Here is a 16,618-nt window from a genome sequence, read left to right on the forward strand (position 1 = left end):
ATTATCAAGAAGTTGGCTTTTAAACCGCAGCCAACATTCCACCGTCAACAAATAACAGGTGGCCATTTACAAAATCAGATGCCGAAGCCGAAAGGTACACTGCAGCACCAATTAACTCCTCTGGATTGCCCCAGCGATTAGCAGGGGTTCTATTGCAAAGCCATTCTGTGAATTCCTGATTATCAACCAATGGTTTGGTTAATTCTGTAATGAAGTATCCAGGCGCTATACCGTTTACCTGAATATTGTGTCTTGCTAATTCAACACAGCCACCACGCGTTAACATTTTGACTGCGCCTTTAGATGCGGCATAAGGAGTGATGGTGTCACGGCCTAGTTCACTTTGCATCGAGCCAATATTGATTATTTTCCCTCTCTTTCTTGCCACCATATATTTCCCGACTTCTTGCATCATTAAGAAGACGGCTTTCTGATTTACGCGGATAACGTCATCCCACTCATTTTCGGGAAACTCTAAAAATGGATGTCGACGCTGGATGCCAGCGTTATTAATCAGAATATCAATTTCACCAATTTCCTCTTCGATTCGTTTAACAGAAGTTCCTATCTCAGTTTTCTTTGTAACATCAAACGCAACGCCGTGTGCGGTATAACCCATACCTATTAGTTCTTGAGCCGCTTTGTCTGCTCTGTCCTGAGTTATATCATTTATGATTATGGTCGCGCCGTGCTCTGCAAGCCCTTTTGCCAAAAGGTTTCCAATACCTTGTGCTGAACCAGTCACTAATGCTAGTTTTCCTGTTAAATCAAATAAGTTTTTCATTTTTGTCCCCAAATGATAATTGAACCTTCATTGCTAAAGTTTTATCTTCAGCAAGTTTTAGTGCTTCGATGATTTCCATATATGGAAATACTTTTGTTAGTAATGGAAGAGGATTGACTTTGCCTTTCTCTAACCATCTGACTGATGTTTCAAATTCGGATATAAAGCGGAATGTACCTTGTACTTTGATCTCTTTGGCAAGACATTTTGTAAGTGGGAAGTCCACCATACCCGGTCGCATGCCAACAAGAACTAGCGAGCCCGCGGCCTTTGTTAAATCGATACAGGAATGAAAAGCTGGTACAGCACCCGAGGCTTCAAAAGAAACATCGAAATAGCCTTTGTCGGCTGTATATTCTGAAGGTGTTCCTTCAATTGGTGAGTAGGTGGTATCTGCGCCCATTTCAACAGCAATATTTCTGCAGCGTTCCTCTAAATCAGAGCCCACAATCTCACTAGCACCTGCTGCTTTACACGCAGAAATAATCAGACAGCCAATAGGTCCACAACCTGTGACCAATACCTTTTTCCCTAATACACCACCGGCTTGGTTCACAGCATGTATCGCAACCGCTAACGGCTCTGAAAATGCCATCACATCTTCACTTATGGCGCTATCATAGGGTACCAACTGGTCACTTCTGACCTTCACATATTCAGAGAATCCACCATGGACATGAGGGTTACGCATGGCACTACCAAAGAACTCCATGTTGATACATTGGTTTGATTTCCCGCTTTGACAGTAAAAACATGTACCACAAGGTTTGCTTGGGTTAATTGCAACTCTTTGTCCTGAGCTTTCTACATACCCAATAACCTCATGTCCAAGCACCATTGGGTGTTGAAGTTTAAAATCTCCGATTCCACCGTGCTGGTAATAGTGAATATCAGAGCCACATATTCCACCTCTGGTCACTTTTACCAGCGTTTCATCTGCTCCAACTTCCATCGAGGTTTCTTCAATGGCGACATTTCGTTCGCCAAATACTTTTATCGCATTTATGTTCATCTTGCTTCCTGTTGAAATCATTTTTAGCTTACTCTCACTTCTCACGGCAACCGCTTGCCATACTAGGTTCTGATCGGGTATCTTTAAAGCATTAGTTAACAAAAATGTGAGGTAGACCAAAATGAAAAACAAAAAAATACTCTTTGTGATGGGGGTCTCAGGATGTGGAAAAAGCAGCATAGGAGAGAAAATATCAATATTAAAAACATGCACTTATATTGATGCCGATGATTATCACCCACCTGAAAATGTGAATAAAATGCGAAATGACATCCCTTTAACCGACGAAGACAGGCAACCTTGGTTAAAGGCACTTAATAGATTGGCAACAAAAAGCAACAATGACAATAAAGACCTAGTTATTGCCTGTTCCTGTCTAAAACCTGCCTACCGAAAAGTGTTGCAGGAAGGTATCAACGAAAAGGTGGTCTTTGTTTACTTAAAAGGCTCTTTTGAGGTAATTAGTGAAAGAATGAAAAAGCGTGATGAGCACTACTTTAATGGGGATGTGATGCTAAAGAGTCAATTCGATACGCTCGTTGAGCCTGCGCCGGAAGAGCCTATTGATTACATCAAGGTCTCAATCGATAATTATGATATAGACGGCGTAGTTGATCAGACTCTTAAAGCTTTAAGTGAGGCAAACTATGTCTAGCCAGTTATTAGAAGAAATAACAGAAAAGCTTATAAAACGTAGTGTTTCTCATAGAGAAAAATACATTAATCGCCTAAAAAGCCTTAAAGATGGCCAGATTACGACTCATTCTATTGAGCCAAGTAATGTTGCGCATGCCCTTGCCGCCATTGACGAAAAACGCCGGACAATTATTCGTCAAAAATCGAGCCACACGCTAGGCATAATCAGCTCGTACAATGAGATGGTTTCAGCCCATGCTCCTTATGTTCATTATCCTGAGCAGATAAAAGCATTCAGCGCAGAACTTGGGCATAGTGCTGTGTTTATTGGAGGTGTTCCTGCAATTTGTGATGGTGTCGTTCAGGGCTATCATGGCATGGAACTTTCTCTAATGAGCCGGGATATAATTGCTATGTCTACAGCGATCCCTCTCTCTTGCTCTACTTCTGACAGAGTTGCACTACTGGGAACCTGCGACAAGATAGTTCCAGGCATGTTAATTGGCGCACTTTCAAGAGGCTACATACCTGCGTGCTTTTTACCTTCAGGACCAATGGCTACCGGAATAAGTAACTCAAATAAATCGAAAGCTCGTCAGGATTTTCATGTTGGAAAAATCAATTCAGAGCAACTGCTCGATACAGAGTGTAAGTGCTATCACAGTGCAGGTACCTGCTCATTTTACGGTACCGCAAATACCAATCAGGTAATGCTTGAGTCACTTGGTCTTCAACCCATAGATAGCGGGCTATCCAAAGCATGTGATGGGAAGTCCGAGGTAATCCATGAGATTGTATCTGCACTCGTTAAAGACGATGCATTACCTTTATATGAACTGGTCACTGAAAAGTCTATAATAAACGCGTGTATTGTCTGGCTGGCAACCGGTGGCTCAACAAACCACACCTTGCACTTAGTGGCAATTGCCAGAGCTGCTGGTATCGATTTACGATGGGAAGATATGGATGAACTTTCCTCCATCGTTCCTTTATTAGCAAAAGTTTACCCGAATGGTTCAGCTGATGTGAATCAGTTCCATGAAGCCGGTGGCGTATCTGCCGTTATGGCGGAATTATTGAGAGCTGGTCTGCTACACGGTGATGCCATATGCTTCAACAATAAAACGATATCGAGTCAGATTCTTAAAGCAGAACGACCTATTACTGACCCTGATATAATCTCTTCTGTTGAGCTGCCATTTAATACAACAGGTGGAATAAAACTACTCAAGGGTAATCTTGGTCAAGGAATAATGAAAACCTCTGCAGTTCAAGCATCAAGACAAATAATCAGAGCACCAGCACAAGTATTTGAAAGCCAGCAGGCGGTATATAAAGCTTATCAGAATGATGAACTTTGGAAGGATATTGTCATTGTTGTGAAAAATCAGGGTCCAGTGGCAAATGGCATGCCTGAGCTGCATAAATTAATTCCTTTGCTGAGCAATATTTATGACAAAGGATATCAGGTTGCCCTAGTGACCGATGGACGATTGTCCGGGGCTTCAGGTAAAGTTCCTGCAGTGGTTCATGTAACGCCAGAAGCTCAAAAAGGGGGGGCAATCGCACAAATAAAGGATGGCGAACTCATTGAGGTTGATGGAGTTCATGGGATCTTAAACAATATAACGTTTTCATCTTGTGACGAAGTAGCATATTCTGCACAGAAATGGGCAGATAAGGAATTGTTTGACGTCCTGCGATTATCGTTGGACCATCCAAATAATGGAGCAATGAGTTGGACAGAGCTTCATGACTAAGGATAAATTAATGAGTGAACCTGAATTGGTGCACTTTCTAATGAAAATGGTGATTAATGAATAAAAGAACAACCATTGCAGATGTTGCTGAATATTTGGGTATAAATAAATCAACAGTATCCAGAGCTTTAAATAACCCTAAGCGAGTCTCATCAGAGCTACATTCGAAAGTTATCGATGCATGCAGTGTATTGAACTATATCCCGAATGTCGCAGCGAAAACTCTGGCATCTTCATCAAGCAAATCCATTGTTTTGGTTATTCCTAGTTTTACAAACTCGGTATTCTCCGAAATTATCAGTGCGACAAAGAGCCGATGTGAGAAATTTGAATACAATTTGCTGATTGGTGACTCCTCCTATACAAAACTGGGAGAAGAAAAAGTTGTAGAAAATTTTCTATCCCGAAACGTTGATGGTTTTATCTTTACAGAAACAGAACACTCTTTAGCAACGCACGACATGCTCAAGAAGACCAACATTCCCGCTATCGAAATTATGGATAGCCTTGAAAAACCAAACTTTAACGCGAATTTTGGGGTAGATCAGATTGGAGCAGCTACAGCGTTGACGGAATATCTGGTTGCGAAAGGAAGGAAGAAAATCGCGTTCTGTTCAACATGGCTGGATAAAAGAGCATTATTAAGGAAGACTGCCTGGGAGACAGTTCTGGAGAAGCATGGTATGGAAAACCACAGGTTCATCAATACCAAAGAACGGACTTCTTTCCATAATGGTGCCGATGCTATTTCTGACATTTTAAGCCAATGGCCAGATACTGATGCCGTCTTCTTTGTCAATGACGATATGGCTGCCGGCGCAATTATGCAGTGCCATCGTCATGATATTAAAGTAGGAAAAGACCTTGATATTGTTGGGTTTAATGATCTCGATTTCGCTGAAGTTATCACTCCGAGATTAACCACAATACGAACACCAAGAATAGAAATGGCTGATATTGCAGTCAGAACCATTATTGCGCTAATTGAGGGAAAGAAAGTAGATTGTTTGCATGAGACCATGCCGTTCGAGCTAATGGTAAGGGAAAGTGCGTAAATCTGATGGCGAATAATATGAAAAACAAAAACCGATAAAGTGCGTCATTTTCGATTGTGATGGCACTTTGATAGACAGTGAAAAATTGTGCATACAAGCACAGGTAAATATTCTTGCTACCACAGGTGTTCACGTTGAATCTAACTGGCTGAAACGCAACTATCAGGGCATGAAAATTGATGATATTTTTTAACAGTTTGATTGATGATAAATTTCTTCTGGAAGGAGACGTCTTAGTTCAGTTAATTACACAATACCGTTCACACTACCACAGCTTTTTGAGGCTTCTTTAAGTCCAATAAACGGTGTTAAACACGTATTAGAAACCTTGATTGAAAAACAGATTGCTATCTGTATTGCTTCTAACACACCACGTGAAAAAAATGGAAGTAACTTTGCCGCTGACTGAGCTATATCATTATTTTGAAAGTAAAATATTCAGTGCCTTTGATGCAAACATCTGGAAACCGGATTCTGGTCTAATTCACTTTGTTATGAATAAAGTGTCGGTATCGGCTGACGAGTGTTTATTTGTTGATGACTCTCTTGTTGGCGTACAAGCTGGTGTGAAAACTCTTTATTTTGCTCATGCTACCCTTGAAGAAGAGATAAAGGTATTTGAAGAGAGGGATCACTTACACAAATTAATAAACTAGCGGAACTGTTACATTTTGTTTGACCATACAGGTTGAATGGTACTAGAAGCGAATTGTTATTCAGATGTGTGCCTGAATAGAATTGAACCCATATTGATAGGTTGGAGAGATTTTTGGTACGAGTCATCAACCTCCTGTCATAAGAAAAAGGTTGATGATTCTGGTGCAATCGTTCGCCATAGACACAGAGTAATTAGGTCAAAACTTAATGGGACAATTTTGTGTTACTTAATTTACTTTATGCAAGGTTTGCTGAAAAGTCTTCAGATAACATTAAAAAGCAGCACCCTTTAAGGTTAAGGTGCTGCCACTTCTGCATTACTTGATAAAAAGCTCTTATCGTTACGCCGCTTTTATTTTTTCTAAAAGACTAATTTTAGCTGCGTCTAGTTTACTTGGGTTCACTTTATTGCTTAAACGATCTTTCGGTTTATTTCCTAAAAAGTATGCGATTCGTTCAGCGTTGGCACCACTTGGGTGTGGCAATCCGCTAATCAATTGGCTTGGTTTTAAGGTACCTTGCTCTACTAAATACTCTAAAGCTTCAGTTGCAGCGGTACCAAGCGGGATCCACAAACAGTTTTGCCCCAATTCTTCCACTTCTTCGGCAAGAAACTTATCTAACATACGCCTTAATTGAGGGTGACGGCTGGCTTTTGGGGTGCCATTGTAATTATTGCCATTGCTCAGTACGGTTGGATATCTAATCGCACTAGTATAATGCACCATACCAGCGTGAATACCGAACAATTGATCGCAAGACTCAATTTCTAATTTTTCGTGTAAACCAACTAAATCTAACATTTGGCTTAACGGTTTTCTAAAACCTTTAAAGCTAGCAGCTTGCTTCGCTTGCTCTTGAACCGTTTCAACTGTTAAGCCAGCAATAACGCCACTCTTCGCAATATTGAGCGCTTCCATGGCTTGTGTGGCACCTGGAGTGATTCCGCACAATACTACTTTAGCCTTTTTATTAAGGTGTTCAAAAGGCGCATAGTAAACTGAAAGCCGATCATCACTAAACATTTGTAGTGTCGTGTCCCATGGTTTTTTAGGGTCACATACTGAAACTTCTTTTAAGTACTGATTTAAAGTATTTTTTTCCATTTTTAGTCCCAACATACTAATTGTATTGATGTGCGGTAGTGATAACATCACCACCATAGCTCAACACCACATAAGGTGTTTTTTCCACTGTTCTAGTGCATTTTTTCAGAGTTTTCAGTAAGCGTTTTTTTTCGCGCTTTGAGAATGCTAACTTACTCGCTTCATTGTCCTCATTAACCTCAATGCCAATTGCTACTAGCAGCTCTACGACCGCTGGATCTATGCCACGCTGCTGACAACGTTTTACTGAGTGGTGAGTTAAATTAATCATAATCCACCCCTTGTGTCGGTATGAATTTAGGTCTAGTCGCCAGCCATTGCCTTGCTTCATCAACCGTAACCAAAACACTTCCACCTTCCTTAATAGTGGCCAAAGGAGCATTCTTATCGTAAGTAGCATTTCGGATGCTGCGTACATTCGATACGCCCGCAAGTAACGCAACTTCTAGCATGGTAAAGTGTTTTGTATGGGCCAATGGAAGAAAACCACTGGATAACGTAGGGAAGTCGTCATGACCATCCACATCCAAATGACTATCAAGCTTTATCCTTGCGAAGGCTTTATAAACTATTTTTTCCAATGCCCAGGAACCAATACCATGCCATTCTTTTAGCGAATGTAGATGTGTTAAAAATTCAATAGCCCACATGAAGTCATCATCAGAAAAAGAAAATTCTGGATTAATTCCCATCTCCGCATAGAAATAGAAGTCTTCAAGTAACCTCCAAATTGCTGAGTTTTTTCCAAACTTCAATTGCTCGTCAGTTCCTTGGAAATTAGTTTCGAAAAACAGTTGAAACTCAGGTTCTTCATAACGACTATGGTATTCCGATGAATACGTAAAGTCTTCGAAAAATGCGGCTTCAAACTCACCCCTAGATACAGAATGGCACTTTGGCCAAGGAGGTAACTGCAGACCCGCAACGCTTCTCATCTTCATTTTGAACTCCATGTGTACTTTCAGATTACACATATAATTTAAGCTAATAATATGTACTTGTCAAATGCATATGTACTTTAAAATTGCATTTATTTTTGGGGCGTATGAAAGTCTTCTACTAATGCCATAAGCTATGCCCTCTACTGCACCTTGAAAAACGTCGGTAACTTCAGGAAAAAAGCGACTAATAGTGCGCGATTAGTCCACTTTGGGAAAGACCAACTGTACCCAATAGAGGCGATAAACTGGTAATGTTTTGGGGGTTATCAGATAAACATGAAAATTTCGTCGCCGAATTTATCACTCATCCCGTACTTGGCTTTATGCTCGACCTATACAAGGACTTCGCCCCTGAGGATTTTATTAAAAATGATGGTGAGGTTGACGTGAAATAGACGCACTATCACGAGTTGCCTCCTCTGGAGAAGTGATGTCTCACCGCCCTAATCTTATTTTGTTAGCCGTTGCTCGATAGCAATAAGTCTGGGGACATATTCCCACAAATATGAATTTGAGTTGAGTTGGGTAAGGTCAGCTGTAGTTTCAGGGTGGGTTTGTGTGTTAAGTCAGGCTCAACCGGCAGTGGTATAAAGTTCGGTGTCATCGCCTGCTCGACTAAAAACTGTTTGCGCCAGGTATTGAGTTGAGTGGAGCAGATCCGTAATGCCTTGGTGATCTGACCGACTCGATACTTTTCAAGTAGCTTAACCGCTTGGTGACGACGTTCATCAGGGATATTGCCGTGTTTACTGGCGCGGGTTTGTCGCCAGTGCTCAAAGTCAACAATGGCCTGATTCAGCTTTTCTTGGTTTTGCATTGTTGATTTTTAGTTAGGCGCAGCCCCACTCGTGTGCGTGCCATTCATAATACGCTTTGCTTCCCAACCAATTGGGAACCACATTTCCATCAATCTCAGTCAGGTACTTTTCTAAAACAGGTGTAGGTTTAGCTTTAGTATTTATGGCTACTGAGCCTGAAGTGATGTAAATATACCCCTTTTCAAAAAGATCATCACAACCAAGTTTGCACATTAGGCTAGCAATATTATCGAAATCTAACTTCTCCGATGTAGTACATTTGGCGCGTTTTTTTATATGTGCAGCGACTAGGAAATTCGCTGGAAACTCATTGCCGCAGATGACACATTTACCTGTAGGATTTGCGCTAAGAAGATGGGACCTTAAGAAAGATTGTTCAAGTCTTCTTTTGACTGTTGATTTAGAATCTGTGCTTTTTACAACTGAAGCAAGCGTCGATTTGAAGCTAATTGGTTTAGTTAGTTTTATGCTTTTGCTTGATATAAGAGATGCACCGATTTTCATCGACGGGTTAGACATTCTGGCGCCGTATCCTAAGGATACAAGAGCTTCTAATTGCTCTTCAGTTTCAACAAGAATGTAGTCAGCTTTAAATCGACTGTGAGAAGCTATATAGAAGCCATCACGGTTTTTATGTGGATATAGCGGTTTACCTGCATGCTTTTTGCTACTGGCTGCTACCTTTGCTTCCATGGCCATGAATTTACTCCGTTTAAGTGCCTAATATTCTTAATGACAGACTGGCTCATTTTGTCACCTGCCCTTCTTTTGAACAACCTATCATAACCATATAAAAAAGCTTATTAACTCTATTTATCATTTCACCATCACATAAAAACGTGAGGTGGTCAGCCCTTCATCGTATTTGTTGAAGTCGCTAACCGCTTTACCCAGTCCACTGTTTTCTTCTATGTTATCCTCGGCCAGCTCAGCTTCACCTCAATCTTGGATCGGTTTCATTACAAGAAGTGACGCTTTTTTATACCAGACTAGCCGTTGCGTCTCGTTCAGCTCTGGCTTGTTGCTCAATAGTCTCGAGACTAACGCCGCTTCATAAGCAAAGACAACCGCCCAGTCGAATTCAGCTTAAGCCAAAACATAACACGTTCTTTCTCAAGAAAAACCAGCAATTAGGTATGATTTAGCCCCCCAGACTCAGGATGATAAGATCCGCGAATGAGCAAAGGGGAGGATGTAATGAAATTTAACCTAATCAACACTCAACGGAACCTTTTTAATTGAGCTGATTAAATAAGTTTAATCTTAAACTGAAAATAGATTACCTGCTCTTTCGTCATGTATTCTATGTATTTAAAAATCAAAACCAACGATACATTGGATCGGCTTTACGTTCGTCAATATAGACACATTAAAGATTAACGGTAAACCAGTCATGACAGAACATCAAGAGTACCAAATACAACTATTTAAGTGCTCGAGAAATTCTTTGATGCCACCGATGGCCTCCTTTTAACGCGATACCCTCTCTTCTTTTGTGGGTACTAGTTCACATTTATAACACAAAGCTCCGCCAACCAATTTTTTCTCTTGACTTAAAACACCCCTCCTGTTTTATTTAATCATTAATAATTTAAATGTATTATATTATATAAAACCATACTACAAGATTATGACACGAGGCAGTTATTGAGCTATATTGCAAATGAAAAAAGAAGAAATCGCAACAAACAAAGTGGCGCTCCTTATCCTGAAGCCAAACTCACTGTCACGTCCCTTGCCCGAATTTTCAAAGATTTAAATCGCCGCCAGATCCCGATCCAAAAGCGAGAGAAATTCTTTTTTGTTTTCATTTATATGTGGCTCACAGGGGAGCTGGCCTCGTTAAGAAAACAAGAGAATAGTGCCAAGATCTCAGACTACACACTGCCTGATCTTTTCCGTCAGCAGGCTTACAAATCGTGTCAAAAAAATGCGTTTCGAACCGTCATGCACGAATCGACCTCTTGGGTTGAATACGCTGTCGCGTACCCGATAAAAAATAACATCGTCTATTTATGGCAGCCGGTTCCCTCTCGACTCAATCCTTTTTTTCAGCGGTTTATTTCTCAGCGTGACTACCAACGTCCCTTTTTAAGCTCGCGAGAAAAAGAGGAACTCAAAACCATGATCGAGCGACGTTGGAAACAACATGGCTTGGATGAGCTGGAGCAATCCGTAGGCAGAAAAGACAATCTCATTAACTATTTCAATCTTTGCGTTCAAAAAGACAATAACCTCTGCGCATTGCCCCGACATGTCTTGGCACATCAATACCATGGCATCCATCACAAACATGCACGGCACTATCAACAAGAAACCAGCGACCGAATACGAGCCAAAATATTTCGAGCGCATGAACGCTATCTTGAACGTTTGATTTTTGAGATAAGAGCGTTAAATTTTGAAGAGAAATTTACCGTAGAAAGACGCACAAAAAACCGCTCGGGGATTGAGCTCGTCTACTTAGTGGATACCACATTAATACAAACCGTCCCTGCCGCCTTAAAAGCCCATAACATTGGACAACTTCATTATCGCGAAGAAGAGTCCAAGCCAAGTTCGACGCTACCACCTGTCTTGGTTGGAAGCCAGCGTAGTATTGATGTCGTGACCTTAGCAAAGTTTTTTCGCCAATTGGAAAAAGAGATAATGTCACAATCCAGGGCACTTAACGATCATTACTCTCTTGAAGCATTCATCACCTATTATAATCTATGCACCTATCACCTCACTTTATGTTTTTTAATCGGTACGGGTACGCGTCCTACTCACCACATCAGCATTGAGTCTGAGCGTTACTTTCCAGGAAAAAACGCCAGTGTGTATGATAAGGGGCATTATCGTGAAATATTCATCAGTGATTACCTTGCGCAGCAGATCGATCAACATCAAATTTTACAAAAGACACTCGCATCGCTTATACCCGCTAAGATCTACCGCTTAGATAAAGATGTCTTGTGGTATCTGATTGATGACAATAAAGAAGCGCAGTATGTCTCCGCCCATCTTTTGCGCCAGTTTTTAAAACAACAAGGGGCCACTTTTGTCGCCTACTCGATACGACATGCTTTTGCTCAATACGCACTCGAACATATTCACCCGTCTTCTTTAAGTAATTCTCAAATCGATAGGCTGATGGGGCACGCTAACATCGGAGAAAATCTAGGGAACGACCATCTCTTCCCTCTCCACCGTCAACAGCTCGTTCAACACATCAATAGCATTGCATCGAACTTCAACTTACAAAAGGTGTGCTATGCCCAATAACTCATCAGGCAGCACGCCTTCTATTTATCGCAAAAATGATGAAGCCGACATAAAGGGCGCCTCTTCTCTACTACGCACACTATCAATCAGCAACATTGTGCACCACGCGCAGCAAAACCACGCCTTGATGCCATCAGAAGACGCCATCAAATGGGTCGTAGACCGCTGGCCAAATAGTCAAGAAGCGCATCGTCAAGTGACGGAGGCAACATTACGTACCATCAGACAACGATGGGCACACCAGCCTGCGAAACTCAAATCAGGTTACCAAAGCGCCCTCACCGCCATTTTGCTGTATCTCTACCATGAGCTTGGGTGGGGCATACCACAAACGGAAGAAAAAAAGCTCATCGATCACGATGCCAAGCTTTTTGAGAACATCACATCTCACGCGCACACCGCTTATCGCTTGCTTGAAGGATACAACGCGTCATTGGCGGTTTTTTATAAAGAGAGAACGCCGCTTAGCCAAGAGCAGGTCGCCTTAATGGTGGCATTAGAAATCGCCCCTTTGCCGCTTGAGTATCTCCATCACATACTCACCTCGCCAGAGTGTATTGAAATTGTTGATAACCATCTTTATCTGCGCCTGATACACATCAAAGGCCGGCAAGACAAAGAAGCAGACAATGCCTCGTTTACTCGTTATCACTTACCGCTCTCGGTTTACCGCGCCTTAAGCACGTTTTATGAGCAGAAATCGGCCGCGCTTTCCCATCCTTCCATGAGACTCAATGCGCTCAGCAACCGACTCCAAGCCTTAGTTGACCAACTGATCCGTCGTGCTGGGCCATCCCCAATGATGAGTAAAGCCATTCACTCTTGTCCCAAAACACAATTGCATTTTCTCTTTCAAGCCATTTGGTATTACCGCGACGACGTGGTGCCGACGCTGTTAAAAGACATCGCTTACCCGACAAGACACGTCGCCTATGAGCTGCAACGCCCCTGCATTCCTAATCAAAAAAAGCAGCTCGATGCCATCTATACACAAACGTGGGATGACAAGTGGTATGAAAAAATCGAACCAGGAAAAAAAGAAAAATGGCCTCACCAGACACTATTAAATAACTATAAGAAAAACCGAACCAAACCAACCGACTACGAGGTGACAACATGGCAAATGGATAATGTCCTGCCGCAACTTGCGGGTCTGTTTGTGAAACACCTTATCTTATACGGTGGGGAACGAGTTCAACATCTTAGCGACTCTACGCTGACTAAATACTCCGGACTTACCACGATACTGGCCTCGTCCCCATTAAGCTTTGAAGCCAGCCAGAACCATGATGAACTCATGGCTTGGGCGCATCGCACCTATGCCCCGCTCACCACACTAAGCGCCCAGCAAACACTCCATCGATTTTTTAAATTTTTAACGACGCAAGATTTAACCGATCACATCAATTTAAACGAACTGCAGAACCCTACCGCCCCTGTCAATATCGACGCCAATTTCATCTCTATTGATGCGCTGCACCAGATTGTTCATGCATTACTAAGCAATACCACCGGACATTTTTTTCAGCGTTTATTCTGCGCATCAGCGGTCATTCTCGCGTATTTTGGCAAACTCAGACGCGGTGAAATCGTCCGACTGCGAATTAAAGATATCTGGGCGGCTAAGAAAACCCCCTTGCATGGAGGTCAAGATGACAATCAATATTTTACGCTGCATATTACTCAAACAAACGAAGGAAGACCGAAAAGCAAGCAATCACGATTGGTACACGTATACCTTCCTCCTGAGTTTGCCAAACTCATCCGCATGTGTATAAAAATCAAACCAAAGCTGTCGACTCGTGGCGGCATTGTCAGTCGTTCCCCACAAACCCCACTTATTGGTTTTGAAAATGAACGCCCAAACTCCAGACAACTGCATTACTTGTTACCCGCCACAAAGGCAATTAAAGCGATGTGTGGCGACAATGCCCGCTTCCATCATTTGAGACACTCTGGCGCCTTTGTCTACCTCCTTCAAGGTCTGCATTTTATGTCTCACGCCAGTGATATCGATATTGGATTACCCGCCACACTGCAAACCTTGATGACCCAAGACACATTGAAAACGCAGTTTCAGCACTGGTTAGAACAAAAAGACACCCTGGACCTCAATGATAACTTGCTGTTTGAAGAACTCACTCGTGAGATTGGGCACAAACACTACGCCACAACACGTAAACACTATGTCCACGGCATAGATTGGCTTTATCCATTTTATCGAAAAACAGGCAACCCAAAAGTAAGCCAATGCTACACTCGAGCCAAACTCGGTTGGGTATTAGGATTAAAGAAAGGATCAAACGATCTCTCTCGGCGCATCGCAAAATTAGACCCTTACTACGCGCAACTTTCAACAGAAGAAAAGAAGCATTACCCACTGTCATTCTCAGAAGAGGCCCTTCTCAATGACGTGTTGCCTCAAAAGCGTTGTCCTACCTCCTCAGCTGTCACCACCTCGCACTTAACCACACTGTTAACGGAGCTATTATCAGATAAAGCGCTAAGAGCGAATCAACCCGATTGTCGTCCTTTTCCAAACGTTCAACACGATTTACTTAAAACGCTGTTTTGTCAGCAATTCAATGACAATCAAGACCACTTCCTCTTTTCAGACATCAGTACCATTTGGGCGTATTCAAACAAGCATAAGCGTGCGATTTCACGCGAGAAATGGGAGAAAGCCATACGTAAAGTCACCAACATGGAATGGGTTGACGACAATGAAACGCCCCATATTTTAATCAAAATGACGACCAACCAAAGGGATGGCACGCTATTTAGACAAGCCTTTAAAATTCCCGAACTTCAGTTTTTTCACGCAACCTTTACCCTCGTGGTGAATGGAAAGACCGATCCGAGCCGACAAGAAACCAACATCCGACAACGCTTTGCCGATAAAAAAGACACCATCATTATCACGAAAAAAGACAAAGGGGGGACAGAGCTTCATATCACACTGTCTCCTTTAGAGACCATCACACTGGCAAGACAAACGGTGCATCATATCTATGAGTATTTGGCCTATTTCCAGACCCATACACACCGCAGGCGTCATGCATAACATGACAAACCGCCGCCTATTGCCAGTGAGTACGCCATCAGCCTAGAAAGGAAAATTAAATGAAAACAAGAATAGTGCCACTTCGTATCAACGCCAACGTTGCTCAAAAAAGCTTACAGCGCCTTCAAGCTCAACTTATTAATAAAAGTGACGATTTTTGTGTCAGCTTTTGTTTTGATTTTAAAAATAACCAATGCAAAATAGTGGGAGGGCATGCGCCTGAATATTCATTTATCGCACTGGATTTAAATGACGACATCAAAGCAGTCAACACACTAGGATCATTTTCACTCTCAGGTGATGTGTTTAAAAACTGGCTTCAATCGGCCATCGACCTTCAAGCTCTGACGCGCGATACGTTCATCACACTCCACATTGAATGCCATTCAAAAGAACCAACGCCCTTTATCATTATTTACGATACCAAAGATGTCTCCCTCCTTAACACGCAAAATCAACAAATAAGTAATATTCAAGCCATCCTGGCTCGTGCTTGTCGCCGTGAAATCAAGACCCATGACCCTCTGGACGCGCACACTCAGTTTATTCATTCAGATTCTCAACGTGACTATCAGACCATCACCAAATCTACTTGCCAACGTCTTATCCATGAAATAAAACCGCATGTCCCCTTTCAAATGGTCGAGTTTGATCCGGACACAAAAGAGCTCAAAATCATGCGTGACGACAAAATCGACATCAGCAAAACCAACCTTAACATCGATCTCGGGCATTCGTTCACTTCACCTGAGCATGGTGTCGATCTTCTTGAGCACGTTGTCAAAAACACAGCGGATAATGACATCCTTATGCGACAAGAAAACAACCGACTTATCTTCAAAACATCAGAACAATGCTGGCAAATGTCACTCGAGAGTCTTGATGACTTTAAGCAAAAAAAGGCTGATGCGCTTGACGTATTATCCATTTTTACTATCGATATCGATCCGTTCAAGAAGGAAGTTAGAGCGGTGCGCAAATACCTAGATGTTCGCTCGCAAGACATTGGGTATTTTGTGATTCAAAAAGAGGACTCGTTCTTACTGGCGCAAGTTGAAGATGACAATCATAGCAAACCCATTTTAGTGTCGAGCTTATCTATAGAAAACAACGAACAGCTGATTGTGCAATTTCATTTAAAAGAGTTTCTCGACCTTAAAATCATTAACATGACGGAAATGAAAGAGATGAAAGTCAGCATCTATAAAAACAAACGCCTTGAAACGTATATGGGGCTCTTTGACGAGGCCAGAAAACAGATCCCGGCCCAATCCCTTTGTGTCGAACTGATCAACAATGCGCAGAAAATACGAGAAATCAATAATATACTGGATAGTTATCGCAAAGATAAAGGCTTGGTTGAACAAGAAAAAACAGGAGAGAACCACACCTTAGATTTAGAAGCGATGTTTTAAAACGCAAGGTCATGCCAAAAGAGAGGTAATACGAGGAAATCGGCATAGAAAAACACACAAAATACTGGACATTAAAACAGTATGCGTCTACATTAAACGATGA

At 41.9% G+C, this 16,618-nt stretch carries 14 protein-coding genes; 7 read left to right on the forward strand and 7 right to left on the reverse strand.

Translation table 11 applies throughout. The features are described 5' to 3' along the window. Positions 1-19: 19 nt before the first annotated feature. Both idnO and idnD read right to left on the reverse strand, forming a co-directional pair. Entirely contained in the window at positions 20-784 is a 765-nt protein-coding gene (gene idnO, locus ACLKML_RS04230; protein WP_413282492.1) for a gluconate 5-dehydrogenase, read from the reverse strand. Beyond that, complete coding sequence (gene idnD, locus ACLKML_RS04235) at positions 768-1,796, reverse strand: L-idonate 5-dehydrogenase (protein ID WP_413282493.1); 1,029 nt, start codon at positions 1,794-1,796, stop codon at positions 768-770. The genes idnO and idnD overlap by 17 nt, the downstream gene beginning before the upstream one ends. A gap of 121 nt (positions 1,797-1,917) precedes the next feature. Between idnD and ACLKML_RS04240 the strand changes: the two genes are divergently transcribed. From ACLKML_RS04240 to ACLKML_RS04255, 4 genes are all read left to right on the forward strand, one after another. Continuing rightward, positions 1,918-2,451 (forward strand): gluconokinase, encoded by a 534-nt coding sequence (locus tag ACLKML_RS04240; RefSeq protein ID WP_413282494.1) that lies wholly within the window; start codon positions 1,918-1,920, stop codon positions 2,449-2,451. After that, positions 2,444-4,192, forward strand: a complete 1,749-nt coding sequence (locus tag ACLKML_RS04245; protein ID WP_413282495.1) for a dihydroxy-acid dehydratase — start codon at positions 2,444-2,446, stop codon at positions 4,190-4,192. The genes ACLKML_RS04240 and ACLKML_RS04245 overlap by 8 nt, the downstream gene beginning before the upstream one ends. A gap of 56 nt (positions 4,193-4,248) precedes the next feature. Next, positions 4,249-5,247 (forward strand): LacI family DNA-binding transcriptional regulator, encoded by a 999-nt coding sequence (locus tag ACLKML_RS04250; protein WP_413282496.1) that lies wholly within the window; start codon positions 4,249-4,251, stop codon positions 5,245-5,247. Between the two features lie 383 nt (positions 5,248-5,630). Beyond that, a complete protein-coding gene (locus tag ACLKML_RS04255; RefSeq protein WP_413282497.1) occupies positions 5,631-5,903 on the forward strand; it encodes an HAD hydrolase-like protein in 273 nt (90 codons plus the stop codon). A 342-nt stretch (positions 5,904-6,245) separates the two neighbouring features. Here ACLKML_RS04255 and ACLKML_RS04260 read toward each other — a convergent pair whose 3' ends face one another. From ACLKML_RS04260 to ACLKML_RS04280, 5 genes are all read right to left on the reverse strand, one after another. Next, positions 6,246-7,010, reverse strand: a complete 765-nt coding sequence (locus tag ACLKML_RS04260; RefSeq protein ID WP_413282498.1) for a hypothetical protein — start codon at positions 7,008-7,010, stop codon at positions 6,246-6,248. Positions 7,011-7,026: 16 nt separating this feature from the next. Further along, on the reverse strand, positions 7,027-7,281 hold the full coding sequence (locus ACLKML_RS04265) for a hypothetical protein (protein WP_413282499.1): 255 nt from the start codon (positions 7,279-7,281) through the stop codon (positions 7,027-7,029). Continuing rightward, positions 7,274-7,951 carry a hypothetical protein gene (locus ACLKML_RS04270; protein ID WP_413282500.1) on the reverse strand — a complete coding sequence of 226 codons (678 nt, stop codon included), beginning with the start codon at positions 7,949-7,951 and terminating at the stop codon, positions 7,274-7,276. The genes ACLKML_RS04265 and ACLKML_RS04270 overlap by 8 nt, the downstream gene beginning before the upstream one ends. A gap of 457 nt (positions 7,952-8,408) precedes the next feature. Further along, the gene (locus ACLKML_RS04275; RefSeq protein WP_413282501.1) at positions 8,409-8,768 is read right to left on the reverse strand and encodes a hypothetical protein; all 360 of its coding nucleotides are present in this window, start codon (positions 8,766-8,768) and stop codon (positions 8,409-8,411) included. A 13-nt stretch (positions 8,769-8,781) separates the two neighbouring features. Then, a complete protein-coding gene (locus ACLKML_RS04280) occupies positions 8,782-9,468 on the reverse strand; it encodes a hypothetical protein (protein WP_413282502.1) in 687 nt (228 codons plus the stop codon). Between the two features lie 948 nt (positions 9,469-10,416). Between ACLKML_RS04280 and ACLKML_RS04285 the strand changes: the two genes are divergently transcribed. Genes ACLKML_RS04285 through ACLKML_RS04295 form a run of 3 tightly spaced genes read left to right on the forward strand, consistent with a single transcriptional unit; the run spans position 10,417 to position 16,515 of the window. Then, entirely contained in the window at positions 10,417-12,036 is a 1,620-nt protein-coding gene (locus ACLKML_RS04285) for a hypothetical protein (protein ID WP_413282503.1), read from the forward strand. Then, complete coding sequence (locus tag ACLKML_RS04290; protein ID WP_413282504.1) at positions 12,026-15,100, forward strand: hypothetical protein; 3,075 nt, start codon at positions 12,026-12,028, stop codon at positions 15,098-15,100. Before ACLKML_RS04285 ends, ACLKML_RS04290 begins: the two co-directional genes overlap by 11 nt. 59 nt (positions 15,101-15,159) lie before the next feature. Further along, entirely contained in the window at positions 15,160-16,515 is a 1,356-nt protein-coding gene (locus ACLKML_RS04295; RefSeq protein ID WP_413282505.1) for a hypothetical protein, read from the forward strand. Positions 16,516-16,618 lie beyond the last annotated feature (103 nt).

The sequence above is a fragment of the Vibrio sp. MA40-2 genome (assembly GCF_047302445.1).
Taxonomy (GTDB): Bacteria; Pseudomonadota; Gammaproteobacteria; order Enterobacterales; family Vibrionaceae; genus Vibrio.

Bases quoted from the DNA above. Each gene is read 5' to 3' on its own strand.
- ACLKML_RS04270 (WP_413282500.1), bottom strand. From the start codon at position 7,951: ATGAAGATGAGAAGCGTTGCGGGTCTGCAGTTACCTCCTTGGCCAAAG.
- ACLKML_RS04250 (WP_413282496.1), top strand. From the start codon at position 4,249: ATGAATAAAAGAACAACCATTGCAGATGTTGCTGAATATTTGGGTATA.
- ACLKML_RS04275 (WP_413282501.1), bottom strand. From the start codon at position 8,768: ATGCAAAACCAAGAAAAGCTGAATCAGGCCATTGTTGACTTTGAGCAC.
- ACLKML_RS04265 (WP_413282499.1), bottom strand. From the start codon at position 7,281: ATGATTAATTTAACTCACCACTCAGTAAAACGTTGTCAGCAGCGTGGC.
- ACLKML_RS04260 (WP_413282498.1), bottom strand. From the start codon at position 7,010: ATGGAAAAAAATACTTTAAATCAGTACTTAAAAGAAGTTTCAGTATGT.
- ACLKML_RS04240 (WP_413282494.1), top strand. From the start codon at position 1,918: ATGAAAAACAAAAAAATACTCTTTGTGATGGGGGTCTCAGGATGTGGA.
- ACLKML_RS04245 (WP_413282495.1), top strand. From the start codon at position 2,444: ATGTCTAGCCAGTTATTAGAAGAAATAACAGAAAAGCTTATAAAACGT.
- idnD (WP_413282493.1), bottom strand. From the start codon at position 1,796: ATGAACATAAATGCGATAAAAGTATTTGGCGAACGAAATGTCGCCATT.
- ACLKML_RS04255 (WP_413282497.1), top strand. From the start codon at position 5,631: ATGGAAGTAACTTTGCCGCTGACTGAGCTATATCATTATTTTGAAAGT.
- ACLKML_RS04295 (WP_413282505.1), top strand. From the start codon at position 15,160: ATGAAAACAAGAATAGTGCCACTTCGTATCAACGCCAACGTTGCTCAA.
- idnO (WP_413282492.1), bottom strand. From the start codon at position 784: ATGAAAAACTTATTTGATTTAACAGGAAAACTAGCATTAGTGACTGGT.
- ACLKML_RS04290 (WP_413282504.1), top strand. From the start codon at position 12,026: ATGCCCAATAACTCATCAGGCAGCACGCCTTCTATTTATCGCAAAAAT.
- ACLKML_RS04280 (WP_413282502.1), bottom strand. From the start codon at position 9,468: ATGGCCATGGAAGCAAAGGTAGCAGCCAGTAGCAAAAAGCATGCAGGT.